At 36.3% G+C, this 25,723-nt stretch carries 25 protein-coding genes and 1 pseudogene; 19 read left to right on the forward strand and 7 right to left on the reverse strand.

Annotated features, from left to right (window positions below):
* The first annotated feature begins 32 nt into the window (after positions 1 to 32).
* From ACEWK1_RS03105 to ACEWK1_RS03130, 6 genes are all read left to right on the forward strand, one after another.
* The gene (locus tag ACEWK1_RS03105; protein ID WP_121663610.1) at positions 33 to 1,709 is read left to right on the forward strand and encodes an extracellular solute-binding protein; all 1,677 of its coding nucleotides are present in this window, start codon (positions 33 to 35) and stop codon (positions 1,707 to 1,709) included.
* A 163-nt stretch (positions 1,710 to 1,872) separates the two neighbouring features.
* Positions 1,873 to 2,727 (forward strand): ABC transporter permease, encoded by an 855-nt coding sequence (locus ACEWK1_RS03110; RefSeq protein ID WP_232273887.1) that lies wholly within the window; start codon positions 1,873 to 1,875, stop codon positions 2,725 to 2,727.
* A gap of 17 nt (positions 2,728 to 2,744) precedes the next feature.
* On the forward strand, positions 2,745 to 3,629 hold the full coding sequence (locus ACEWK1_RS03115) for a carbohydrate ABC transporter permease (protein WP_212135784.1): 885 nt from the start codon (positions 2,745 to 2,747) through the stop codon (positions 3,627 to 3,629).
* 66 nt (positions 3,630 to 3,695) lie between these two features.
* Positions 3,696 to 5,027: an alpha-amylase family glycosyl hydrolase gene (locus ACEWK1_RS03120; RefSeq protein ID WP_212135786.1), complete on the forward strand. Its 1,332-nt coding sequence runs from the start codon at positions 3,696 to 3,698 to the stop codon at positions 5,025 to 5,027.
* A 15-nt stretch (positions 5,028 to 5,042) separates the two neighbouring features.
* A complete protein-coding gene (locus tag ACEWK1_RS03125; RefSeq protein ID WP_212135788.1) occupies positions 5,043 to 7,415 on the forward strand; it encodes a glycoside hydrolase family 31 protein in 2,373 nt (790 codons plus the stop codon).
* A gap of 155 nt (positions 7,416 to 7,570) precedes the next feature.
* On the forward strand, positions 7,571 to 9,292 hold the full coding sequence (locus ACEWK1_RS03130; protein WP_232273796.1) for an alpha-amylase family glycosyl hydrolase: 1,722 nt from the start codon (positions 7,571 to 7,573) through the stop codon (positions 9,290 to 9,292).
* Between the two features lie 68 nt (positions 9,293 to 9,360).
* On the opposite strand, the gene ACEWK1_RS03135 is transcribed toward ACEWK1_RS03130, so the two are convergent.
* Positions 9,361 to 9,780, reverse strand: coding sequence for a universal stress protein (locus tag ACEWK1_RS03135; RefSeq protein WP_121663605.1), 420 nt, complete (start codon positions 9,778 to 9,780; stop codon positions 9,361 to 9,363).
* Positions 9,781 to 10,034: 254 nt separating this feature from the next.
* Between ACEWK1_RS03135 and ACEWK1_RS03140 the strand changes: the two genes are divergently transcribed.
* The 8 genes from ACEWK1_RS03140 to ACEWK1_RS03175 all read left to right on the forward strand — a co-directional run bounded on the left by ACEWK1_RS03140 (position 10,035) and on the right by ACEWK1_RS03175 (position 16,702).
* Positions 10,035 to 11,504 carry a SulP family inorganic anion transporter gene (locus ACEWK1_RS03140; RefSeq protein ID WP_212135977.1) on the forward strand — a complete coding sequence of 490 codons (1,470 nt, stop codon included), beginning with the start codon at positions 10,035 to 10,037 and terminating at the stop codon, positions 11,502 to 11,504.
* Between the two features lie 105 nt (positions 11,505 to 11,609).
* On the forward strand, positions 11,610 to 11,954 hold the full coding sequence (locus ACEWK1_RS03145; protein ID WP_212135790.1) for an ArsR/SmtB family transcription factor: 345 nt from the start codon (positions 11,610 to 11,612) through the stop codon (positions 11,952 to 11,954).
* A 14-nt stretch (positions 11,955 to 11,968) separates the two neighbouring features.
* Entirely contained in the window at positions 11,969 to 13,267 is a 1,299-nt protein-coding gene (locus ACEWK1_RS03150) for an arsenic transporter (protein WP_212135792.1), read from the forward strand.
* Positions 13,268 to 13,294: 27 nt separating this feature from the next.
* On the forward strand, positions 13,295 to 13,714 hold the full coding sequence (gene arsC / locus ACEWK1_RS03155) for an arsenate reductase (thioredoxin) (protein ID WP_212135793.1): 420 nt from the start codon (positions 13,295 to 13,297) through the stop codon (positions 13,712 to 13,714).
* Between the two features lie 86 nt (positions 13,715 to 13,800).
* Positions 13,801 to 14,160: an arsenite efflux transporter metallochaperone ArsD gene (gene arsD, locus ACEWK1_RS03160; protein ID WP_212135794.1), complete on the forward strand. Its 360-nt coding sequence runs from the start codon at positions 13,801 to 13,803 to the stop codon at positions 14,158 to 14,160.
* 20 nt (positions 14,161 to 14,180) lie between these two features.
* Positions 14,181 to 15,953, forward strand: coding sequence for an arsenical pump-driving ATPase (arsA, locus tag ACEWK1_RS03165; protein ID WP_212135795.1), 1,773 nt, complete (start codon positions 14,181 to 14,183; stop codon positions 15,951 to 15,953).
* 23 nt (positions 15,954 to 15,976) lie between these two features.
* The gene (locus ACEWK1_RS03170; protein WP_212135978.1) at positions 15,977 to 16,405 is read left to right on the forward strand and encodes a protein-tyrosine phosphatase family protein; all 429 of its coding nucleotides are present in this window, start codon (positions 15,977 to 15,979) and stop codon (positions 16,403 to 16,405) included.
* Positions 16,406 to 16,426: 21 nt separating this feature from the next.
* Entirely contained in the window at positions 16,427 to 16,702 is a 276-nt protein-coding gene (locus tag ACEWK1_RS03175) for an adhesin (RefSeq protein WP_212135796.1), read from the forward strand.
* Between the two features lie 93 nt (positions 16,703 to 16,795).
* Here ACEWK1_RS03175 and ACEWK1_RS03180 read toward each other — a convergent pair whose 3' ends face one another.
* On the reverse strand, positions 16,796 to 16,972 hold the full coding sequence (locus ACEWK1_RS03180; RefSeq protein WP_212135797.1) for a hypothetical protein: 177 nt from the start codon (positions 16,970 to 16,972) through the stop codon (positions 16,796 to 16,798).
* Between the two features lie 306 nt (positions 16,973 to 17,278).
* Here ACEWK1_RS03180 and ACEWK1_RS03185 point away from each other — a divergent pair.
* The 3 genes and pseudogenes from ACEWK1_RS03185 (at position 17,279) to ACEWK1_RS03195 (ending at position 18,607) form a co-directional block, all read left to right on the forward strand.
* A pseudogene (locus tag ACEWK1_RS03185) lies at positions 17,279 to 17,775 on the forward strand (GNAT family N-acetyltransferase).
* Positions 17,776 to 17,927: 152 nt separating this feature from the next.
* Positions 17,928 to 18,254 carry a PadR family transcriptional regulator gene (locus ACEWK1_RS03190; RefSeq protein ID WP_121663602.1) on the forward strand — a complete coding sequence of 109 codons (327 nt, stop codon included), beginning with the start codon at positions 17,928 to 17,930 and terminating at the stop codon, positions 18,252 to 18,254.
* Between the two features lie 14 nt (positions 18,255 to 18,268).
* Positions 18,269 to 18,607: a DUF1048 domain-containing protein gene (locus ACEWK1_RS03195; protein ID WP_212135798.1), complete on the forward strand. Its 339-nt coding sequence runs from the start codon at positions 18,269 to 18,271 to the stop codon at positions 18,605 to 18,607.
* A gap of 126 nt (positions 18,608 to 18,733) precedes the next feature.
* Here ACEWK1_RS03195 and ACEWK1_RS03200 read toward each other — a convergent pair whose 3' ends face one another.
* The 4 genes from ACEWK1_RS03200 to ACEWK1_RS03215 form a co-directional block, all read right to left on the reverse strand.
* Complete coding sequence (locus ACEWK1_RS03200; protein ID WP_251395427.1) at positions 18,734 to 19,555, reverse strand: STAS domain-containing protein; 822 nt, start codon at positions 19,553 to 19,555, stop codon at positions 18,734 to 18,736.
* A 205-nt stretch (positions 19,556 to 19,760) separates the two neighbouring features.
* A complete protein-coding gene (locus ACEWK1_RS03205) occupies positions 19,761 to 20,948 on the reverse strand; it encodes a chromate transporter (RefSeq protein ID WP_212135799.1) in 1,188 nt (395 codons plus the stop codon).
* Between the two features lie 19 nt (positions 20,949 to 20,967).
* A complete protein-coding gene (locus ACEWK1_RS03210) occupies positions 20,968 to 21,276 on the reverse strand; it encodes a PadR family transcriptional regulator (RefSeq protein WP_121663599.1) in 309 nt (102 codons plus the stop codon).
* Between the two features lie 522 nt (positions 21,277 to 21,798).
* Positions 21,799 to 22,560, reverse strand: coding sequence for an MBL fold metallo-hydrolase (locus ACEWK1_RS03215; protein ID WP_212135800.1), 762 nt, complete (start codon positions 22,558 to 22,560; stop codon positions 21,799 to 21,801).
* A gap of 130 nt (positions 22,561 to 22,690) precedes the next feature.
* Between ACEWK1_RS03215 and ACEWK1_RS03220 the strand changes: the two genes are divergently transcribed.
* Positions 22,691 to 23,101, forward strand: a complete 411-nt coding sequence (locus ACEWK1_RS03220) for an Lrp/AsnC family transcriptional regulator (RefSeq protein WP_212135802.1) — start codon at positions 22,691 to 22,693, stop codon at positions 23,099 to 23,101.
* Between the two features lie 11 nt (positions 23,102 to 23,112).
* Positions 23,113 to 23,709 carry a class I SAM-dependent methyltransferase gene (locus ACEWK1_RS03225; protein ID WP_212135804.1) on the forward strand — a complete coding sequence of 199 codons (597 nt, stop codon included), beginning with the start codon at positions 23,113 to 23,115 and terminating at the stop codon, positions 23,707 to 23,709.
* Positions 23,710 to 23,773: 64 nt separating this feature from the next.
* Here ACEWK1_RS03225 and ACEWK1_RS03230 read toward each other — a convergent pair whose 3' ends face one another.
* Positions 23,774 to 25,501 carry a cellulase family glycosylhydrolase gene (locus tag ACEWK1_RS03230; RefSeq protein ID WP_212135806.1) on the reverse strand — a complete coding sequence of 576 codons (1,728 nt, stop codon included), beginning with the start codon at positions 25,499 to 25,501 and terminating at the stop codon, positions 23,774 to 23,776.
* Positions 25,502 to 25,723: the final 222 nt, after the last annotated feature.

A 25,723-nucleotide genomic window follows, 5' to 3' on the forward strand; every position in this document is an offset into this window, starting at 1 on the left:
AACAAAAAAGGACAATAAAGAGGGGGAGAAAGATGAAAAAAAGGCTGTTCACATTCTTGAGTTTATTGCTAGTGATTGCAAGTTTAAGTGCTTGTGTGGGTAAGGACACAAGCAGTACCGAGTCAAAAGAAAGCAAAAATACTTCCGAAGAAAATATTGATCCATTAGGAAGCTTTTCAGAACCCGTTGAAATTTCAATTGGAAGAGGAATTGATCCGAATTATAAATTTGATGGTGAGGATACACCTGAAAACAATGTTTACACACGTTGGTTAGAAGATCAGTATAACATTGTGACAAAGCATGAATGGGAAGCAACAGCAGGTGAGGACTATGAGCAAAAAGTAAGCTTATCAATTGCTAGTAACGATATCCCAGATGCAATGGTGGTGAACGAAACCCAGCTAAAGCAAATGATTAAAGCAGGTCAGCTGGCAGATTTAACAGATGTTTATGATAAATATGGGGCAGAAAGATTAAAGGATATTTATGACTCTAATCCAGGGCTATTAGATAATGTTACTTATGATGGAAAATTATACGCTTTACCTGAAACAACTCTTCCATCAGCACCGTTAACTTGGATCCGACAAGATTGGCTTGATGAGCTAGGCCTTGAGGCACCAAAGACGTTAGAAGATCTTGAAAAAATTGCTCAAGCATTTATTGATAATAAAATGGGTGGAGAAAACACACTAGGAATCGTAGGAACATCACAAGGCGGAGCACTTAGTTCAACATTCTTGACCTCAGGTGATCATTTCTTAAATTTCTCATCTCTATTCTTTGCGAATAACGCTTATCCGGGAATATGGGTAAAAGATAAAGATGGCAAGGCAGTATATGGATCAACTACTCCAGAAACAAAGAAAACACTTGAAATGATGCGCGAGTGGTATGCAAAAGGAATCCTTGATCAGGAAATGGCTTTAAGAAAAAGTGCGCAGGAAGTTCTTGTGAGTGGAAAAGCAGGGATCTTCTTTGGTCCTTGGTGGTCACCGTACAATCTAGAAGATTCTATTAAAAATGATCCAAAGGCTAACTGGCGTCCTTATGCCGGCCCTACAGACTCCTCAGGTAAAATTAATTCAAACGAAACGACTGGAAGCACGTATATTGTCGTTAGCAAAGATTATGAACATCCTGAAGCTGTCATAAAAATGACTAATATTCATGTAAGTGAGAAAGATGCTAGCTATGAGGAAGTAGTAGCAGATAAGCAAATGACGTCACAGGAAATTCCGTTATTTATGGTTATGGGACATGGAGATCAGTTAGAGTATGCCGTGACTTCAACACAGAAACATCTTGCTGGAGAGCTTAAACTAGAGGATATTGATAAAGTAAACTATGGCTTTGCGTATGATCTTGCAGAGCATGTGAAAAATGTGAAAAAGGAACCGTATGATGACTATAACATTCAATACTGGGATCGAGCTGGAGATGAAGCATTCTTCACTCATTTATACGCTCATCTAAATGGTGGTTCTGCTTTCATCAATGCAGATATCAATTATGTTCGAAGCATCGCTACTGCAAAAACAAAAACAATGGAATTAAAATGGAATAATTTAAAGAAATTAGAAGATGAAACATTCTTGAAAATTATTATGGGTAATGCACCTATCAGTGATTTCGATAAATTCGTTGAGAAGTGGAACGAACAGGGTGGAGAGCAAATCACGAAGGAAGTTAATGAATTGAAGTAAAAATAGTCAAGACGGGTGGTGTTTCACTCGTCTTGATATCTTCTTAAGGAGGATAAAGAGTATGGAAAATAGAGCGGAAACGATTAAAAGTCATCGTGGTCTTCGTCTCAACCTTAGGACAAAGACGAAGAAAAACAGATCAGATTATAAGCATTATTATTTGATGCTGCTTCCGGGAATTATCTGGCTATTCTTTTTTAATTTATTACCTATGTATGGAATTTTAATGGCTTTTAAAGATTTTAATCCAGGAATAGGGTTATGGAAGTCAGAGTGGATTGGGCTTGAGAATTTTAAGTATATGTTTGAGCTTGATGATAGTAAACAAATCTTTAGAAATACAATCGTCATTGCGCTGTTAAAAATGATCGGTAACTTAGTTGTGCCCTTAGTATTTGCACTGATGTTAAATGAAGTGAAAAACAGATTTTTTACCCGTTCTGTTCAGACGATTGTTTATTTACCACACTTTTTGTCTTGGGTGATTATTGCCGGCATTATGCTGGATATGTTTTCAATTTCAGGTCCTGTGAATCAATTACTTACGGCTATTGGAATAAAACCGATTATGTTCTTTGCTGATGCTGGCATCTTTCCAGCACTTGTTGTTGGTAGTGATATATGGAAGGAATTTGGTTTTGCGGCCATTATCTATTTTGCAGCTCTTACATCTATAAGTCCTGAATTGTATGAAGCAGCTGCGATTGATGGTGCTTCTCAATTTCGACGATTAATTAGTATTACGCTACCGAGTATCTTACCTGTTGCTGTTTTATTAGGGACGTTAAGTATGGGAAATATTTTGAATGCGGGTTTTGATCAAATTTTTAATCTGTATAATCCACTTGTTTATTCAACAGGCGATATTATCGACACATGGGTTTACCGTGCTGGACTTATTGATATGCAATATGGATTAGCAACAGCAGTAGGACTATTAAAATCGATTGTTGGATTTATCCTTATTGCGTTCTCATATGGATTAGCCTATCGATTTGCTAATTATCGAATTTTCTAATAAAGGGTGTGAGGTAAATGGTAGAAGATAAAACACTAGTATCCAGGTTTTTCAATGGCTTTAATGTTGTTTTGCTTATTTTAATAACGCTTCTTTGTATCTATCCCGTTTGGTATACGTTAGTTATTTCATTAAGTGATAAAGCCGCTGTTTCTGCAGGGCAAGTCTTTTTCTGGCCAAAGGATTTTACATTAGGAGCTTATTCTCTAATTGTAGAAGATGGTAAATTTCTCAATTCATTTTTGATTTCCATTCAGCGAGTGGTCTTAGGAACGATCACGACCTTCGTAGTCGTGGTCTTAATGGCATACCCATTATCGAAAACATCGAAAGAGTTCGGACCAAGAAATATTATTATGTGGCTATTAATTTTTGCGATGCTTTTTAATGGTGGTTTGGTTCCGTGGTATATGACGATGAAAACACTAGGAATGACGAACAATATTTGGGGACTTGTTCTTGGTGGTGGATTACCTGTGTTCAATGTGATTTTGGTGATGAATTTCTTTAGAAACCTGCCGAAGGAATTAGAAGAATCAGCGGTAATGGACGGTGCAGGACCTTGGAGAATTTTGTTTGATATCTATTTACCATTGTCAAAGCCAGTTCTAGCGACAATCTTAGTTTTTACGATTGTTATGCATTGGAATGAGTTTTTTCAGGCACTGGTGTTAATGACAAATAATGATTTATATCCTTTACAAACATATATCCGTTCTGTAACGGTTGAAATTGATCCTTCACAAATTGATGCAGAATCAGCACAACGTCTTGCAAGCTCTTCTAATCAAACCTTAAATGCTGCGAAAATATTCATTTCAATGCTTCCTCTTTTAGTGATTTATCCATTTTTTCAACGATATTTCGTTAAAGGAATTACTCTTGGTTCTGTTAAAGGGTGATGAAGGGAAAGACTTTAACTTGTTTTATTCATATTCATACTTCAAATTCGAAAGGAATGAGAAAGAGTGAGTATAGCAGATCGTAACAAAGTGATTAATGAAGAGGAGTTCAAGGAAAATAAAGCTCAATATCCTGAATGGGGAAAAGATGCCGTCATATATGAAGTAAATGTAAGACAATATACGTCTGAAGGAACGTTTAAGGCGTTTGAAGAACATCTTCCAAGGCTTAAAAATTTAGGAGTAGATATTCTTTGGTTTATGCCAATACATCCTATTTCCAAAGAAAAAAGGGCTGGTACCCTAGGCTCCTACTATGCTGTACAAAACTATACAGCTGTTAATCCTGAGTTTGGAACAATGGATGATTTTAAGAGATTAGTAGAAAAAGCACATGAAATGGGATTTAAGATTTTATTAGATTTAGTGGCAAATCATACAGGATGGGATTCTGAATGGATGAAGAATGAAACTTGGTATAAAACAAACAACCATGGAGAAATCCTTTCGCCAACAGCACAAGGAACGACCTGGCATGATGTAGCTCAGTTAAATTATGATCATCCAGATATGTGTGCGGCAATGTTAAGTGCTATGAAGTTTTGGGTGAAAGAAGCAGATATCGATGGGTATCGTGCTGATTATGCCGGTGGTGTTCCAGTAGAATTTTGGGAGAAAGCTCGTAAAGAACTGGATAAGATCAAACAGGTTTATATGTTAGCAGAGGATAATAGATTCTATGAATTACTAGATGAAGCCTTCCATTCAAACTATGGTTGGGAACTCAATCATATTATGCGGGATATTGCTAAAGGAGAAAAAAGTGCAAGTGATATAAAGGATTATATTGATCGAATGGGAAGGTTATATCCACAAGGTACGTACCCCATGCATTGGACTACAAATCATGATGATAATTCTTGGGAAGGTACCACATCAGAATTATTCGGTAAAGCTGAAAAAGCGATGGCAGTATTGACCTTTACTTTACCAGGGATTCCATTGATTTACTCCGGACAAGAAGCTGGACTTGATAAAAGATTGGAGTTCTTTGAAAAAGACGAAATCTCTTGGAATGATCTTACCATGCAAGACTTTTATAAGGAGCTAATTTGTTTGAAAAAGGAAAACTCTGCTCTTTGGAATGGTCATGATGGAGGAGACACACACTTTCTGGAGTCATCAGATGAACGTATTTTCATGTTTGAACGGGTAAAGGAGAAGAATAGGGTTGTAGTGATGGTTAACTTATCACAGAACCATGTTTCTACGACTCTAAAAAATAACTCATTAGCAGGTAGCTATAAGCTGTACTTCGATCATTCTCCTTTCAGGTTAACGAAAGAACATACTTTTGATTTTGAACCTTGGGGTTATTATGTTTTGGTACAAAAATAATAAGGAGGAGTTTACATGCAAGATACGAGCTTTGCTATACATCCTGGCAGTAAAAAGTCTATGAAAGGTGTTCCTTATCACGATATTGGAAATTTGAATTCTTTTACGAGAATAGATAATACTTATTCATTTGTTTGTGAACAGGCGTTTGTGAATATTCAATTTTATAGAGAAGAAATTGTCAGAGTTGTAATGAATCCATTTTCACCACCTACGATGGAAAGTAGCTTTGCCTTAGTAACGGAACCAGAAATTGTAGATATAGCAGTGAGTGAGACAGAAGAAACAATTAATCTTCATACTTCAAAACTATCATTAAACATATCACGTGTACCCTTCCGTATCTCAATCTACGATCGGGATGAGCGATTACTAGTACAAGAAACATCACGTGGTATGGGATATAACGAGAAAAAAGAAGTGATTTGCTTTAAGGAAATGAAAACAGATGACCATTTCTATGGATTTGGTGAAAAAACCAGCTTTTTAGATAAACGTGGAGAAAAGATGACGATGTGGAATAGTGATGTATTTGCCCCACATAATCCAGAGATCGATTCGCTTTATCAATCGATTCCGTTTTTTATGACCTTAAACAAAGGGTTTGCACATGGTATTTTCTTTGATAATCCATTCAAATCAATCTTTGATATGAAAACAGAACGTGATATTTACTCGTTTTCTGCTGAAGGTGGAGAGCTAGATTATTATGTGATGGTAGGTCCAACACCTAAGGATGTGTTAGAACAATATACAACACTTACAGGTCGTATGGATATTCCGCCAAAGTGGGCTCTAGGTTATCATCAGTCTCGCTATAGTTATGAAACAGAAGCGGAAGTACGGGAACTTGTTACTTCTTTTCTTGAAAAAGAGATACCGGTGGATGCCATCTATTTAGATATTCATTATATGGATGGTTACAGAGTATTTACATTTGATAGGAATCGTTTTCCGAATCCAGAACAGCTTTTGAAAGACTTAAAAAATGCGGGTATTCATGTTGTACCAATTGTTGATCCAGGCGTGAAAGAAGATCCGGAATACTCCATTTACCAAGAGGGGATTCACGGTGACCATTTTTGTAAATACATTGACGGAAACATTTATCATGGAGATGTTTGGCCAGGAAATAGTGCATTTCCTGACTTTACGAACAGTGAAGTTAGATCATGGTGGGGAGAAAAACATAAATTTTATACAGATATGGGGATCGAAGGCATTTGGAATGATATGAATGAGCCGGCGGTCTTTAATGAAACAAAAACAATGGATACTAAAGTGATGCATAATCAAGATGGAAGCTTGAAATCTCACCGAGAAATGCATAATTTATATGGTTTTTATATGGGAGAAGCAACCTACAATGGGATGAAAAACCTACTAGATGGAAAGCGGCCATTTTTATTAACGCGTGCTGGTTATGCTGGAGTGCAGCGTTATGCTGCTGTGTGGACTGGTGATAACAGAAGCTTCTGGGAGCATTTACAAATGGCGATCCCAATGTGTATGAATCTTGGGATTTCCGGTGTAGCTTTAACTGGACCGGATGTAGGTGGGTTTGCACACGATACAACAGGTGAGCTGTTAGCACGCTGGACTCAATTTGGGACATTTACTCCTTATTTCCGTAATCATAGCGTTCTTGAAAGTATCCGCCAAGAACCATGGTCATTTGGTGAAGGTATTGAAGAAATTGTTAAAAAATATATCCAGCTTCGATATAAATGGCTGCCACATCTTTATACTTTATTTCAAGAAGCAAGCAAAACAGGTGTACCAGTAATGCGTCCATTATTTATGGAGTACCCAAAGGACCGTCATACCTTCAACTTATCTGATCAATTTTTGATTGGAGATAATGTCATCATCGCTCCCATTACAAAGCCTGATACATTCCATCGCGTTGTTTATCTTCCTGAAGGAAATTGGATTGATTATTGGACTGGTGAAATCAGTGAAGGGAATCAACATATTTTAGTAGAAGCAAATCTTGATACCTTACCAATTTTTATTAAAGAAGGAACATTCATAGCTCATGGTTCTATTAAACAATCTACAGAACACCGTGAAGAGGATTTGCAAATTCATTTGTACCCAACTACTCATGGTACGGCAAAGTATGCTTTATATGAGGATGATGGAAAAACATTTTCTTATGAACAAGGTCACTATTTAGAGAAACATGTTTCCTGTGAATTCCATGCCAATAGGGTTGAATTTACGATTGAAAATAGAGGAAACTATCAGCCTGATTGGAAAGAATGGACATTAGTCATACACGGATCTCTTGAAGAGAAGGAAGTTTTCATAAACGGTGAGAGTATTTCACCTGAATACTTTATTGAAAATGGAAGGGAAAAGATTCGTATTAAGTTAGATATTTAAAGGATCACTTGCCTAAAAGATCCTCGTATTAATTTGCGAGAACTACTAGACAAATCATTTCGTTTTTTAGGGAGGTGATTACCGGAAAAAAAAGCGCAAGCAAAAAGATTGTGAAACACCTAGAAAGGCTAGTAAAAAGTAGAGGAGTGGGTGGATTGAAAAAGTGTTTGAGTAAAAGTGTAGTACTGATGATGATGGCAATTATGTTGTTTTCGAGTTTGTCCTTTTCTTATCACAACACTGCTTCAGCTGAGACGACAGATTCTACAATCAGAATTTATTATGAAAGAGAAGATCAAAATTACGACAAATGGGGACTATGGCTATGGGGAGATGTTGCGACACCTTCTGATCAAGCAGGTGGATGGCCAACAGGTGCTACTCCTTTTTCAAATGAGCAAATAGGAGAGCATGGAGCATATGTTGATATTGAATTAAATGAAAATCCAGGGGTAATCAACTTCATCGTTGTTAATCGGGAAACGGGTGAGAAAGACGGGGATAGCAAGGCATTTACAAAGCTAAATGAATATGACTCAGTGTATATTACAGAGGGAGACGACTATGTTTATACCTCGCCAGATCTTACAGTCATAGTTGAAAATAGTAACGCACATTTCCCTAAATGGTCGGAGAATTCAACCATTTATGAAGTGAATGTAAGACAATATACAGAAGAAGGAACCTTTCAAGCATTTGAAAAGCATTTACCACGATTAAAGCAGCTAGGAGTAGAAGTCTTATGGTTTATGCCGATTCATCCGATTTCTCAAGAGGGGCGAATTGGAACATTAGGCTCCTATTATGCCATCCAGGATTATAAAGCGATTAATCCAGAATTTGGAACAATGGAAGATTTCAAAAGATTGGTGGATCGAGCACATGAAATGGGCTTTAAAGTGATGCTTGATTGGGTAGCGAATCATACAGGAAAAGACCATGTTTGGACAGAAAAAAAAGAATGGTACACATTGGATGACGAAGGAAATATCACTCATCCACCGGGTACAAACTGGTTGGATGTAGCCGATTTAAATTATGAAAATGCTAACATGCGAGCTGCGATGATCGATGCAATGAAATATTGGGTAGAAGAAGCTGATATTGATGGTTATCGTGCTGATTACGCAGTTGGTGTACCAGTAGACTTCTGGGAAACCGCACGTAAAGAACTTGATAAAATTAAACCAGTTTATATGTTAGCAGAAGATAACGTTGAATATGATTTGTTAAAAAATGCTTTCAACTTCAACTATGGCTGGGAGCTTTCTCATACGATGAGAGATATTGCGGCAGGAAATAAGAGTGCAAAAAATATAGAGTTTTATGTGAATAAAATGAAACGACTGTATCCAACTGGCTCTTATGCGATGCATTGGACGACAAATCATGATGAAAATTCATGGGAAGGTACAACACAAGAGTTATTCGGAGAAGCCGAAAAAACAATGGCTGCCCTAACCTTTACTTTACCAGGCATACCGTTAATTTATTCTGGACAAGAAGCAGGACTGAATAAAAGATTAGCGTTCTTTGATAAAGATGAAATTTCGTGGGAAGACTTAACTATGCAAGATTTCTACAAAGATCTAGTTCGACTTAAAAAGAAACATCAGGCATTGTGGAATGGTTCAGCTGGTGGAGAGACGAACTTTTTTGAAACATCTGACGAACGTATTCTTGCTTTTGAAAGAGTAAAAGGTAAATCGAAGGTCATTGTTGTTATGAATCTTTCACCAGAACCTGTTTCTGGTAACGTAGAAGGTAGCTCTCTAGAAGGCAAATATCACTTATATCCTTCGAATAAGCTCTTTAAATTGAACAGTAAGCAACAGTTCAACTTAGAACCGTGGGACTATAAAATTATAGTTAAGTAAATAAGGTATCTTATCTTTACAACCCGGGATGACTAGTAAATAAAGAATCTAGTCATCCTATTTCCATTTCATTTCACAATCAACACAGGACAATTTGCTCTTTTTGCTACTTTATGACTTACACTTCCTAATACAAACTCCTGAAGGCCATTTAAGCCACGACTCCCAATCACCACAATATCCATATTGTTATCGTTTACATATTTGACTATTGTTGGTCCGGGTTCACCGTGGAGGATCTTAATTTCATAAGATACTCCTGCTTCTAGTGCCCTTTTTTCCACTTCCTTCATCCGTTCTTTACGTTGATCGTTAATATCAACTGAGTTCCAGTTACTAAGAACATCTGATTTAGCTCGATCAGGATCAACAACGTACACAACATCAATTTTGGAGCCCTTACTACATTGTGCGATATGAATGGCATTTTCGGCTGCGCGTTTAGAATGTTCGGAGCCGTCGGATGCTAATAAAATTCTTTTATACATTCTGTATACCTCCTAAGATTAGGATATTTTATGATAAGTAAAAATTTACCGACACAAATTTTGATATTATGTTGCATGGGGTAGAAAACTAGAGAAATAAAGAGTATATAGAAAATGTATACGCTTACTGGTTGCTTCACAAAATCTTGAAAAACATTTATAATGCTTTTTGTTAACAACGGACCCGACTTTCATGAGAGTTGAAAGTCATTAAAAAATAAAAGTGAAAAAGGAGAGGATTTTTTTTGGATAATATGACAATTAAATATTCTTGGTTTGGAAATATTAGAGGAGACATCTTATCAGGTATCGTTGTAGCGCTCGCTTTAATTCCTGAGGCTATCGCATTCTCAATTATTGCAGGTGTTGATCCTATGATTGGGTTGTATGCCTCATTTTGTATTGCTGTAACAATAGCATTTGTCGGCGGACGTCCCGGAATGATTTCAGCCGCAACTGGTGCGACCGCTCTGCTTATGACAACATTAGTTGCTGACTATGGATTGCAGTATTTACTTGCAGCAACCATTCTAACTGGTATTATTCAAATCGTAATGGGGATTTTGAAATTAGGCAGATTGATGAAATTTGTGCCTCGTTCGGTTATGACTGGCTTCGTTAATGCTTTGGCTATCCTTATCTTTACTGCACAATTGCCTCATTTTGTTGGTGAATCTTGGCCAATGTATACAATGGTTCTAGGTGCTCTAGCTATTATTTACATTTTACCTCGTTTTACTAAGGTTGTGCCATCACCTTTAGTAGCAATTGTTGTGATTTCGATTATTGCTGTAATGACAGGAAGTAATGTTGGAACGGTAGGAGATATGGGTGAGTTATCTCAAACATTACCGATGTTTTTAATACCAGATATTCCTTTTACTTTTGAAACATTACAAATCATTTTCCCGTATTCTTTATCAATTGCCATTGTTGGGTTAGTTGAGTCATTATTAACAGCTCAAATCGTAGATGATATGACAGATACAGGCAGTGACAAAAATAAAGAAGCTCGTGGGCAAGGTATTGCAAACATTGTGTCAGGATTTTTTGGCGGAATGGCCGGTTGTGCAATGATTGGACAATCGGTAATTAATGTGAAGTCAGGTGGTAGAGGACGTTTATCTGCTTTAGTAGCGGGTGTTTTCTTAATGGTCCTAATCCTACTGCTCAATGACCTGTTAGTTCAAATCCCAATGGCTGCTCTTGTAGGAGTTATGTTTATGGTATCAATCGGAACTTTTGACTGGACATCATTAAAAACACTTCATAAGGTACCATTAACAGATACAATCGTTATGGTTGTAACAGTGATCACGGTTCTTATGACACATGACTTGTCTAAAGGTGTTCTTGTTGGAATTATTTTAAGTGCAATTTTCTTTGCATCTAAAATTTCTAAGGTGAAGATTACAAGCTTATCCTCAGATCAATCTAGCAAGAAAATATACCGTGTGTCTGGTCAACTATTCTTTGCATCTGTTACTGATTTTGTTGAAAGCTTCAATTATAGAGAAAATGTAAAAGAAGTTGATTTAGATTTAACAAATGCTCACCTTTGGGACGATTCGGCAGTAGGTGCTATCGATAAAGTCATTATTAAATATCATCAAAATGGTGTGAAGGTTAACCTTATTGGTGTGAATACAGAAAGTAACAAATTAATAGAGAAAATTGCTGTTCATAATAAGCCAGGCGGTTTAAGCAAAGTCGCAAACCATTAAAAAATATTAGAACATCAAAGCAACATGATTTGATGTTCTTTTTTTATTGAATATATAAGTAAATTATTATATATTAATCTATGGATGTTAATGGAGGTGCTTAGTGTGTCAGAAACAACAGTTGAAATAGAAAAAGCTGCAACAATTCTAAAATTGTTAGGTGATAAAACACGTTTAACAATGGTCAAAATGTTAGATTCAAATGATTGCTGTGTTTGTGAGTTTGTTGAAATCTTTAAAGCCAGTCAACCAGCTATTAGTCAGCATCTTCGCAAATTAAAAGATGCAGGAGTTGTGAAAGAAACAAGAAGAGGGCAGTGGATTATTTATTCTTTAAACAAAAATAATGAATATTACACACTTGTTCAACATGTGCTTGAACATCTCCCAAATCAAGATTTTCGAATAAAAGAACTAGAGGAACAGGGATTACGTATTTCGTGTGAATAATGGAGGTTTATGAAATGACATCTGTAATTTTAGCATCAATTATCTTTTTACTCACACTGACGCTAGTCATATGGCAACCAAAAGGCTTGTCTATTGGCTGGTCTGCTTGTGGCGGTGCTATTTTAGCTCTACTAGTAGGTGTTGTAGATTTTAATGATGTAATTGATGTAACATCAATTGTTTGGAACGCGACCTTAGCGTTTATTGCAATTATTATTATTTCACTCATTTTAGATGAAATAGGTTTCTTTGAATGGTCAGCTTTGCATATGGCAAGAGCAGCTCGAGGAAACGGAATAAAAATGTTCGTTTATGTAAGTATTCTAGGTGCAATAGTAGCGGCATTCTTTGCAAACGATGGAGCTGCTTTGATTCTTACACCGATTGTCTTAGCAATGGTAAGAAACTTAAACTTTAGTGAAAAAATGGTTTTTCCATTTATCATGGCTAGTGGATTCATTGCAGATACAACATCTCTTCCATTAGTGGTCAGTAATTTAGTTAATATTGTGTCAGCTGACTTCTTTGGAATTGGGTTTGTTGAGTTTGCATCAAGAATGATTATCCCTAACTTTTTCTCCTTAGGAGCAAGTATCTTAGTGCTATTTCTATTTTTCCGAAAAAGTATTCCTAGCAACTATGATATAACTAATCTGAAAAAACCTGCTGATGCAATCCGTGATATGAAAATGTTTAAATTGTCTTGGTTTGTTTTAGGAATCTTACTTGTAGGATATTTCGCGAGTGAATTTATCGGTATTCCTGTTTCAATAATTGCTGGAATTGTTGCGATCTTCTTTTTGTTCATGGCACAGAGAAGTCCTGCAGTTAACACAAAATCTGTCATAAAAGGTGCACCGTGGGCAATCGTGTTTTTCTCAATTGGAATGTATGTAGTTGTTTACAGCTTACGAAATGTTGGATTAACAGATGTGTTAGCAGATTTAATTCAAGTAACAGCCGATCAAGGCTTATTCGCTGCAACAGTTGGAATGGGCTTTATTGCGGCGATTTTATCATCGATTATGAATAACATGCCTACAGTTATGATCGATGCGTTAGCTATCTCAGACACAAACACAACGGGCGTTGTAAGAGAAGCACTTATTTATGCGAATGTGATTGGATCAGATTTAGGACCAAAAATTACACCAATCGGATCACTTGCGACGTTATTATGGTTGCACGTTCTCTCTTTAAAAGGTGTGAAAATTTCTTGGGGTACGTACTTTAAAACAGGAATCATTTTAACCATCCCGACATTGTTCATTACACTTGTTGGCTTATATATTTGGTTACTAATCATTCATTAATCTTAATAAAAAAGGAGCAAAACAATCATGTCTAAAAAAACAATCTACTTCTTATGCACTGGAAATTCTTGCAGAAGCCAAATGGCAGAAGGCTGGGCAAAAAAACATTTAGGTGATGAGTGGGAAGTGAAAAGCGCTGGTTTAGAGGCACACGGCTTAAATCCGAATGCAGTAAAGGCGATGAAAGAGACTGGTATTGACATTTCAACTCAAACTTCTGATGTGATTGATCCAGACATTCTAAATAATGCCGATTTAATCGTCACATTATGTGGTCATGCAGCAGATCATTGCCCTGTCACACCACCACATATTAAACGCGTTCACTGGGGCTTTGATGATCCTGCTAAAGCTGAAGGTACCGAAGAAGAGAAATGGGCATTCTTCCAGCGTGTTCGTGATGAAATTGGGGAAAGAATTGAACGATTTGCGAAGACTGGTGAATAATGAAGTTATCAGATAGGGTAAAAAGCCGTGAGGAATCTCTCGGCTTTTCCTTTAATCTTTAAAAACAATAAGGAGATGATAGCGAAATGAAAGTGGAGATATTCGATCCTGCCATGTGCTGTTCAACAGGCGTGTGTGGACCAAGTGTAGATCCTGAGTTAACTCGTGTTGCTTCAGCTGTTTATTCGCTAGAAAAAAACGGGTTTGAGATCAAGCGTTATAATCTTACGGGTGAACCGGGTGCATTTGCAGAAAATAACGAAGTATCCAAAATTCTTGCTGAAAAAGGTCCGGATGCTCTTCCAATCACTCTTGTAGATAACTTTATTAAAAAGGTCGGAAACTACCCTACAAATGATGAGCTTTCGGAATGGTTTGGTGTAGCAAAAGATAAGTTAAATGAAAAGCCAAGAAAAAGATTGTCAATCAATCTAAAGCAACTGTAAACGATGGAAGGAGGGAGAGGATGTTTCAATCCTTTCACCCTGAGCTTATTACAACCCCATTTTTATTCTTTACTGGAAAAGGTGGGGTAGGAAAAACGTCAACTGCGTGTGCTTCAGCAGTTGCACTAGCAGACGAGGGCAAACAAGTATTGTTGGTCAGTACAGATCCAGCTTCAAATTTACAGGATGTATTAGAAATTGAACTTAGTAATATTCCAACACGTATTCCACATATCCCCAACCTTACTGTGTGTAATTTAGATCCGGAAGAAGCTGCAAACAATTATCGAGAAAAGATGATCGGTCCGTATCGGGGTAAATTACCGGATGCTGTACTCGTGACAATGGAAGAACAATTATCTGGTGCATGTACAGTTGAGATAGCAGCTTTTGATGAATTCACAAGCCTATTGTCAGATTATTCCATTACAAGCAAATACGACTACATTATATTTGATACAGCACCTACTGGACATACATTAAGGCTTTTACAGCTACCTACTGCTTGGACTGGTTTTCTTGAAGAAAGTACACATGGTGCCTCTTGTTTAGGTCCTTTATCTGGGTTAGGAGATAAGAAGGATATATATGCTAAAACGGTTAAGGTATTGTCTGACTCAAATAAAACAACGTTATGCTTAGTTACACGACCTGAAAGTTCTTCTATTCAGGAAGCAAAAAGGGCTTCAGCTGAACTAAGAGGAATAGGAATAGAAAATCAGGTGCTTATTATGAATGGTGTGTTACAACAGCAAGTTCCAGATGATGAAGTCTCTTCAGCCTTTTTTCATCGTCAGCAGCTTGCTTTAACAAATATCCCTAATGAATTAAAACAGGTGCCAATTTATTCGTTGCCGTTTGTTTCTTACAATTTGACGGGAATTCAGAATCTTCGCCATTTATTCGGACAAGGAGTTATGTCAGAAGTAGATGATGTAAGTGAGGGAGATGATCTTGTTCAGTTGAGTAAATTAACTAACGTGATCGATGACTTGTCGAGCTCAAATAAACGGATAATTTTCACTATGGGAAAAGGAGGAGTTGGGAAAACAACTGTTGCATCTGCCATTGCGGTTGGACTAGTTGAACAAGGGCATAAAGTTCATTTAACAACAACAGACCCTGCCGCTCATCTTCAATATATGTTTAATCATCATGAGATCCATAACAACCTATCGATAAGCGCAATCGACCCTAGTGAGGAAGTTGAGAAGTACAAGAAAGAAGTTCTTTTAAATGCAAGTGAAGATCTTGACGAAGATGAATTAGATTATTTACAAGAAGATTTAAACTCCCCTTGTACCGAAGAAATTGCGGTTTTCAGAGCATTCGCAAAGGTAGTTGCTAGATCTGAAAACGAGATTGTGGTAATCGATACGGCGCCTACAGGTCACACGTTGCTGTTATTAGATTCAACGCAGATTTATCATAAGGAACTTGCACGATCTACAGGTGAAGTACCGGAAAGTGTTAGCAATTTGCTACCACGGTTAAGAGATCCTAATGAAACAAGTGTACTAATTGTTACATTAGCTGAAACAACTCCTGTATTGGAAGCTGAGAGACTTCAGAAGGATTTGTTACGAGCAGATATTCAGCCTAAATGGTGGATCATTAATCAAAGTATGTACGCAACTGAAACAACAGACCCTATTTTAAAAGGTAGAGCTCGTTCAGAAGAGCAGTGGATCAAAATGGTTAAAGAAAAACTTGCACCCCATGCTGCCATTATTCCATGGATTAGTGACGAAAAGATAGGATATGAAGCGATTAAAGACTACATAAAAATGTAGAAGAAATTTAGGAGGTAAATAAAATTATGACAAAAAATTATCATGAACTAGTTAAAGGACGAATCTATATTGGTGGAGCAGATGACATCAATGATGTAATGGAAAATGAAAAAGTAGATATTGCCTATGATTTAAGAGCAGAGGCACCAAAAGCCGAATCACCATATCATCATGTACACAGCCCAATTGTGGATGACGCAGACCATCAAGATGAATCAGTAAAAAAATCTATTGATTCTGTTGTTTCTTCCTACAATGAGGGCAAAAAGGTTTATTTTCATTGCCAAGGTGGAAGTAATCGAACAGGAACTGTTGCCATCGGTACCCTTTTATCTTTAGGACAAGCTAAAACCATCGAAGAAGCAGAAGAAATGGCAAAAACTGCAAGACCTAAAATTAATGTGAAGCCTGAAATGAAAGAAGCATTAAAAAGAATCTATCCTAATGCATAATCTAAAAAGGGGGAAAGGATGATGAATATAACGGATGGAGCGAAGGAACTGTTAATGAACTTTTTAAGTGAAAAAGGAGCAGAGGGAATACGCCTTACGTCAATTGCAGGATGTTGTGGACCACAATTTACGATCTCGTTAGATGCACCAATTGAATCAGATGAAGTTTCAATCATTAATGGGATAAAGGTTGCGATTGATTCACAACTTGCTGGAACTAAGGAATTAACTTTAGATAAAGAGGAAAATCAGGATGGTGCAGGGCTAGTCTTATTAGGAGCAAGCAATTGCTGTTAAGCTACCAGGGGAAAGGTCATTCCTTATGAGGAGACCTTTCCTTTTTTGTCTTTCTCCGTTGAACAGAAATGCATCTCAGGTATTTTCCTCATTTTAGCAACAACTAGCTGTATGACAGCAGGTTGCATTCAAGTCTTTCTTTTCTTTTCTTTTTTTTACCTTTGTTTTTATCATTTTAGCAGATGTTACCCAATGATGATGTTTGTCTATTTTTCTCAATTTTTCTTGCTGTAACTTAAAAAGCATAAAAATCTCATAATCATTTATCATCTAATTATCCCCTTTAACTGAATTATTTTGATGTATTAATCAAAAAAAATTGATGTAGAACCTAAAAAAATTTATCAGCAAGTAGTCGTGAATCGGCAAAAAGGTTTGCTAATAATAGGTGTTAACTTCGTAGATTAAGCTTGTAGTTGTTCCATGTACTCCTAGTTTTTACTAATGATGTCGAGCTCCTCTTTCGTCAAAAATATCTTTTCTAAATCAAATTTTTTTGATGTTTTAACTATATATCCAAAATTTACTATTGTCAACAAATTAATCAAAAAAAATTGATATAAAGAGGAGAAAAAAATGAATGTAACCATACAAAATATGAAGAGTGACCATTATCTTCAGGTGAAGCAAATTTATTTAGAAGGAATTGCGACTGGAAACGCTACTTTTCAGTCCGAAGCACCCACATGGAAAGATTGGGATGAGGGACATACAGCTAGCTGTCGTATCATTGCTACCTTAGGGGGTGAAATAGTTGGGTGGGCAGCATTAAGTCCTGTTTCAGGCAGATGTGTTTATGCGGGAGTTGCAGAGGTGAGTGTTTATGCTGGTCAGGATTATAAAGGGAAAGGATTTGGAAAAGTCTTACTTCAAACATTAATTAAAGAAAGTGAAGATAATGGCTTCTGGACACTTCAAGCTGGTATCTTTCCAGAAAATAAAGCTAGTATTAACCTACATAAAAAATTAGGTTTTGAGAAGTAGGGATGAGAGAAAAGATTGGGAAAATGAATGGAGTATGGAGAGATGTTTTGTTATTAGAAAGAAGAAGCAGAACGCATGGGAATAATTAGGTGCTATATCTAGGAGCATGTTTATCCTTTACAAGTGACACTACCATGCGATACTATATACTAGTAGTAAGTATTACTTAATATCTGTATTACGAAATACCTGTAATATAGAGTACTAAATAAAATTAGTGAATTACAAATGAGGGATTAATTTGGAAAATATTACAGAAATGCTGAAAGGGGTGCTAGAGGGTTGCGTACTTGAGATCATCAGCCGTGGCGAAACTTACGGCTATGAAATTACGCAACAGCTGCGTGAACTTGGATTCACTGATGTGGTTGAAGGCACTGTTTATACGATTACCATGAGGCTTGAAAAAAACAATTTGGTGAACATCGAGAAAAAGCCATCCAATATGGGACCGCCGAGAAAATTTTACACACTCAATGCAGCAGGTCAAGAGCATCTTGAAACTTTTTGGAAGAAATGGGAATTTGTCTCGAGTAAAATTAACGAACTCAAAACAAAAATAAAATAAAAAGGAGAAACAATATGAATATTATTGAAAAAATGATCGGAAGTCTGGAAGACAAGCGAGAATGGAAGGCGATGGAGGCACGTGCAAAGGCACTTCCAAGTGAGTATCATAACGCTTATAAAGCCATTCAAAAGTATATGTGGACTACTGGTGGTCCTGCTGAATGGAAGGAATGCAGCCGTATCTTTAATGGAATAATCGACCTTTTTGAGGAAGGTGCAGCAGAAGGCAAGAAAGTCACTGACCTCACAGGTGAAGACGTGGCTTCTTTCTGCGATGAACTCGTGAAGGATACGAAAACGTGGTCGGATAAGTATCGCACGAAGTTGAACGATACGGTTGGTCGGGGATAAATGGTTTTGCCAAGCTGCAAACTATTAATAGCTTAGAAACCAAAAGGAAGTTCCATCTACTCTAACTTTAGAAAATGTATTCTAAAAAGAAGAGGAGGATGATAAGATCCTCCTCCTTAAGTCTAATTAATGTAAGTATTCACTTAAAGCTTGTTGCAGTGTTCCCAATGTTTTTGATTTTTGTTCAAATGAGATACCAAGGTGTATCATTTTTCTCACAACTTCTACTCGTAAACCAGTAATAACTGATTTACATCCCATCATACTTGCACCATCTATTATTTTTAATAAATGTTCAATCACATCAATCTCCATATCGGCAATACCTGATAAATCAATAATTAATGTTTGAATGCGTAGCACTCCAATTTCAGTTAGTACTTTTTCTTCTAAGATATGTGTGCGAAATTCATCTATAGCACCAATTAGTGGCAATATACAGACTGAGGAATTAATTGGGATGATCGGCACAGACAAATTCTCGACTAGCTCTCTATGTGCCTTAATCAAAGAATCCTTATATGTAGAGTAACTAATAAAAAAAGCATTTAAAAAGTCATCAATTTGATTATTTACTTCTTTTTCAAGAGTGAAAAAGTTTTCAATAATTTTATCATTTGTTAACCTGTTATACTCTTTAATTAGAAACCAAATTGTACGACGAATGGCTTGCACCCACTCTAATTTAAATGATAGGTCAATTGAATGAGTAGCCCAAGCAATACCTTCGTGTTTGGCAAACTGTCGAAGCTCTTTTTCTTTTCGGTCAATAATATAGAAAACAAGAATCTTAGCATTATTTACTAGATCGATATTTCCAATATGTAAAATGTCATCAATCATATCTTTTACATTAACAGCTTCAGAAAGAAGCAACTCTTCGAAGCTTTGAATGTTTTTCTCAAAAAAATCTTTTAATTGATATGATTCATGGTAGAAGAATTCCACTGTAATCCCCCCAATATGCTTTAAATTTTTTGAATTCTACTGCCTAATTTCATTTTATTATAGTATTTGAGAAAAATAAACGGATTCTTTGGCCTAAATTACAACAGAAAAAGCAGTGGTTCTTTCTTAGTAACAGCAGACCATAGTTAAAAAGGGAACTTAAAAAAAGGACCCCATATGGTGTGAAATTGTGAGGTCGTTTTGTTTAAATTAGTGTCATTAATGACCCACCAATTGCCCCTGTAATAACGACGATCCAAGGTGGAACTTTATAATACACCAACATGGTGAAAAGAATTGCAGCAAGTGCAAAGTCAATTGGAGCTAATATTGAACTCGTCCAGATAGGCTGATAGAAGGCAGAAATTAAAATGCCAACTACTGCAGCATTTACTCCCATTAATGCACCTTTGATTTTAGGATTTCGACGCAAAGCGTCCCAAAATGGAAGTGTACCAAAAATTAATAGAAATGCTGGTAAAAAGATCGCGATTGTAGCTAAAAGGCCTCCTTGCCATCCATTTATCACGGCCCCTAAATAGGCAGCGAATGTAAAGAGTGGGCCAGGAACAGCTTGTGCAGCACCGTATCCAGCTAAGAAAGCTTCTTCACTCATCCATCCTGTTGGTACAAATTCACGTTCAAGTAACGGTAAAACAACGTGACCACCACCAAATACTAAAGAACCTGAACGATAAAAGCTATCAAACATGGCAATCCAATTTAATGCTGTTGTTTCTCTCAAAATTGGCAAAAGGACGAGAAGTCCAAAAAACAACGATAAGCATACTAATGCAAAAGGCTTTGAAATAGGTACTTGTAAATCAGCATCATCAGTATTGGTATTTTCTTTATACAATAGAAAACCGATAAAAGCAGCAAGTAGAATAACACCGACTTGCGTAAAAGCTGTTTGCCATAAAAGGGTAATCACTAATGCTAATAAAGCGAGAGTTTTTCTCTTTAAATCAGGAGTAAGCTTTTGTGCCATTCCTAAAATAGCATGTGCCACAACGGCAACGGCTACAATTTTTAATCCATGTATCCAGCCTGCATCTGCTACATCTACTCCTTGAAGAATCAATGCAAAAACAATAAGAGCAATAACAGATGGCAATGTAAAACCAATAAATGAGACAATTCCTCCTAAGACGCCAGCTCTCATAACGCCAATTCCAATCCCCACTTGGCTACTTGCTGGACCTGGTAAGAACTGACACAGGGCAACTAAATCAGCATAGCTTTTTTCATCCAACCATTTCCTTTTACGAATATACTCATTGTGAAAATAACCTAAATGAGCTACAGGTCCTCCAAACGAGGTTAAACCAAGCCTTGTAGAAATAAAAAGTATTTCCATAAGTGCTTTAAAACTTAGATTTTGTTTCTTCATAAAAACTCACCTTCTTTTCTTAATCTTTTATTTCTTTAAATAACTCGTAAGCTTTCTTTCTAGCCTCAACTAGGACTTCATTTCCTTTTTCCGTAGTTGTGTAATATTTTCTAATTTTCCCCTCAACATTTCGTTCTTCTTTTTCTAATAACCCATCTGATTCCATAGAATGTAGAATGGGATAAAGAGTACCAGAACTGATATTATAGCCATGCTCTCTTAATTCTTCGACCATCCAAACTCCATAGATCGGGTGGTCCTTGGCATGATGCAAAATATGAATGTGGATAAAACCGAGAAATAGTTTGCGTAATACTTTATCTTCCAAACAATCACCCCCGGAAAGTTCAATATCAATACACAATATCGGTTTTCGATAACGAAAGTCTATAACATGAAAATATTATTTGCAATAACTTCGCAGTTATATTTACAAAATCTTAACATTGATATTGATCTAAATTTCATAATGATGTAGCGCTGTATAAGAAGTTTTCGATTGTGATTCGTAGATGGCGAAATATGTAGTAAATTGTAGAATCGAAGATAAAATGGGGAAAATCGTAGATGAATTCTGATAATCGAAGATAAACTCACTGTAATCGAAGATAAAACGTCCATAATCGAAGATAAATGACCTTTTTAAAATTTAGGCAGTATTTTTTGCTTCGTTTATAATGAAATTTAAGGAAAAGCAGGGGATTTATGTCATGTAGCATAACCTTTCTATAAAATAACAGTGAAAAACAAAAAAATAAAAGGAGGATTTGATCCAAAGTTCAAAGCCCCCTCAACAGACTCTTAATAAGCTATACAGATGATAATAGGAGTACCTCCAATCTCTTCTCTCCTATTTAAATAGATAAGATTCACCGTCATCAGGCACTAAAACGTTAGATGTCATATCTTTTTCCTTACTAAATTGTTTTAATTCTTCTCTAGATAAACCCCAGTGATTTACAGCCTCCATGTGGACTGCGATAATCTTGGAGGTAGGGGCTGCTTTATAAACTTCAAAAACATCATTTTTTCCCATAACAAGAGAACCGCCTTCAAAGAATTGATTATCACCAGCATTTACTACAATAATTTCTGGTTTGTGTGTGTTGATCACTTCCTGAACGGCTTCATACCACACTGTATCTCCAGCAACATATAGCGTTTTCTCAGTTTGATGTTTGAAAACAACACCACATACGAAACCAGTGAATTTTAAGATTTCGCCTCTTCCATGTTCACCTTTTGTTTTGATTAATTTGATACCTTCAAAGACTGTATTCTCTTGTAGAACCTCTACGTTTTGAAAACCAGCGCTTTGAATTTCTTTTGCGTCTTCCTCATTTTGGGCAAATATTTTCATATCTTTTGGCAATGCCTCTTTTGCCGCTTCATCCCAATGGTCATAATGGAGATGGGTGACAATAACCGCATCTACGTTGATCATATCTTCAATTGATGTAGGTAAGCTAACTAAAGGGTTATGCTGATCTTGTCTTAGTGAATTTGGGAATGGTGGGTAAGCTCCCTTTTCTGCTAACATTGGATCTATTAAAAATTTTTTACCGGCATATTCAACAATGATCGTCGCATTTCGTATTGTATTTATCTTCATGTGAAAAACTCCTTTTCTTTATAAATTCCTTTCTACAATGTATATTCTAAAATATAAGCTAATCACGGATACATAGAATAAATAAACTCTTTTGGCCTTTTTACTTTATTAATGAAAGGAGTTAAATCAATTGTTAGATCACACAGATTTAAAAATTCTAGATGAACTTTCCAAAAACAGCCGAATAACAATGAAAGAACTGGGCGAGAAAGTCCATTTAACAGGACCAGCTACTTCAGCAAGAGTGGAGAAGCTAGAGGATAGTGGAGTGATTGAAGGATATACGATTAAAGTGAACCAAGGTAAATTAGGTTATCATATATATGCTTTTATTACGATCATTACCCAAAGCATTAATCACCAACCGTATCTTTCTTTCGTTAAGCTTCATGATCAATATATCCTAAATAATTATAAAATTAGTGGCGAAGGCTGTTACTTACTTGAATGCAAATTTACGTCCAATGAACATATGAATCAATTTTTAGAAGCATTAAACGAGCATGCAAACTACAAATTATCGATTGTGATTAATAAATAGGGGAGTGTAACATGGAACATAACGTTTTTGAAGAGATGGCCAAAAGATATGATACAGAAGAAAGAATGGAATTAGCAAAAGTGATCGTGAAGGAAGTGAGAACTGAATTACAAAATAGCCATTCAAAATCTTTACTAGACTATGGAAGTGGTACTGGTCTTGTTAGTTTAGAATTGGCAGATTTAGTAGATTCTGTTTTGTTGGTTGATTCATCTAAAGAAATGCTGGAGGTCGCGAAAGCTAAAATATCTCATAAAGGAATCACTAACGCAAAGGTACTTTATTCAGATTTTACTCAAGAAACTCATGAGCTTAAGGCAGACATCGTGTTCATGTCACTGGTCCTTCTTCATATTCCGGACACGAAAAAAATACTACAAGAATTGTTCAACATTTTAAATCAAGATGGCAAGCTCATTATTGTCGATTTTGACAAAAACGATCACATTCATCATCCGAAAGTTCATAACGGTTTTTTACATGAAGAACTGAAAGAGATGTTACATGAAGTAGGATTTAAATCAGTTGACATGAAGACATTTCATCATGGACAGCGGATTTTTATGAATCAGGATGCTTCGATGTTTCTAGCTAGTAGTGTTAAGTGATAGTTTGTTCTCACTACAAAAGAGGTTACCAATCAAAACGGATTGGTAACCTCTTCATTCAAATCTATTTTACCGCTGTTCCAACAACATTGTCTCCACTTTTTGTGATAACATATTCCACTGTTTCCCCACTCCAATAATGGAATGTAAGTTGTACCTCACGGTTATCCTCGATTTCATTGAAGAACCGTTCGTTTCCATAAGGGAATGTGATTGTATTGTTCTCATAGTTAGGAGCAAATGCATATCCAAATTCTTTATAAGATGTCCAGTTCTGTGGTCCGGCTGCACTAGCATCATCTGTATAAACTGCTTCCATTGTTTTTAATAGATTTCCATTAAATTGCATTGGAATGGCAAAATCACTAGTAGAACCTGATGCGTCACTTGCAACAGGTGTATTATGATGATAAATAGTGAAGGTCCAATTTGCACCTTTATTGAATTTTGCAGTTAAAACAGCTGTTTCTCCTAAGTTATTTGAAGTGAACTTGGAAAGAAAGCTTGCTTTCAGAGTGAGTTTGTTACCATCTACGATATAGTCTTTTCCGGGAACTAAACGTTTTTTACCATGCTTTAGAGAAACGAATTTATTGCCATTTAAGTTAAGCGTTTTTGTTACGTCTGTTGTTTGATCCCCTTGTTTTAAGAAGATAAAATCAGTGTCTGCAGTTGAAGAACGACCTTTCCAGCTTGCTTTCATCATGTCGTATAATTGAGGGTCATTCCATTGTAATGTTGATCTGTTAAAATGCTGTCCATTGTCCCAAAGCATATGAATGAGTCCTTTTTGTTCAGCATAATTGATCATATACTCGAAGAATTTTAATTTTTCACCTTGTTGAATGGTACCAGTATTTTGATCAAAGCCTAGTAATCCAAACTCTCCAATTACAACAGGAATTCCATTAGAAGTGAATTTTTCGTAAACTCGATCAAAGTTTTCGGTGATATGATTTATTGATTGTTCGTCAAAAGTAGTGGTTCCTGCAACATTGACACTAAAAGGCCAGTATCCATAATAATGAACAGTCGAGATGATATATGGATCTTCTTTTTCGGAAATCCAATTATACAGGTTATCTACAAGTTCTTGCTTTTCGAAATTAGTATGAAGTGTAGGGATTACAAGGGCACGAGTATTGTTTTTTCCTCCAGAGCTTCTAACAATCTCGTAAAATGAATCATTAAGCTCATTTAAAAATTGTTGTCCTTGAGCATCTCCGCCATCTCCCCAAAATTGTGGCTCATTGAGACTTTCAAACATTAAATCTGACGGATAATGTTTAAAATGGTCAGAGAGTTGTGACCAAATCGCATTAAATTTCATGACGGTAGGATCATGATCCCAAGGCATGCCATTGGCAACCCAGCTCCATGAATCATGATGAACGTTGATCATCACTTTTAAGTCTGCATCTAGTGCCCAATTTACCACTGTATCCACTCTGCTTAGAAACTGTGGATTAATCGTATAGTCTGGGCCATCTCCTAATCTAGTGTCAAATGTAATTGGAATTCGGATACTATTAAAACCTTGTTTCTTAATTTTTTTGATAAGATCTTTTGTAACCTGTGGGTTTCCCCAGGCAGTTTCATCAAGAACAACCTTATTCGTATCAAAGCCATCAAACGTATTTCCTAAGTTCCAACCCGGCTGCATGCTATTTGCGTATTTAACAATATCATAGGCTGGTGATGTTGATTTAGCTTTTTCTTTAGCAAAACCAACCGTAGGGATTGTTACACTTATTACTAAAGCAATGGATAATAATAACTTGAAGAACCTCATTTAACTCGCCTCCTATTTTAGTAGACTAACAAAACTCCAATAAACCAAATCACCTCCACAATTAATCTGTAAACGTTTACAAAAATATGTTAGCAAAACAAGCTAAGTGTTTATACATGGAAAATTAGATGTGTTTTCATGAAGTAATTTGATTATTAGAGCACGTTTGGATGAAGATTTTTTTCCAATATCTCTAAATGACAATGGATTATTTCAATAATA

The sequence above is a fragment of the Metabacillus sp. YM-086 genome (genome assembly GCF_048059995.1).
Classification (GTDB): domain Bacteria; phylum Bacillota; class Bacilli; order Bacillales; family Bacillaceae; genus Metabacillus; species Metabacillus litoralis_B.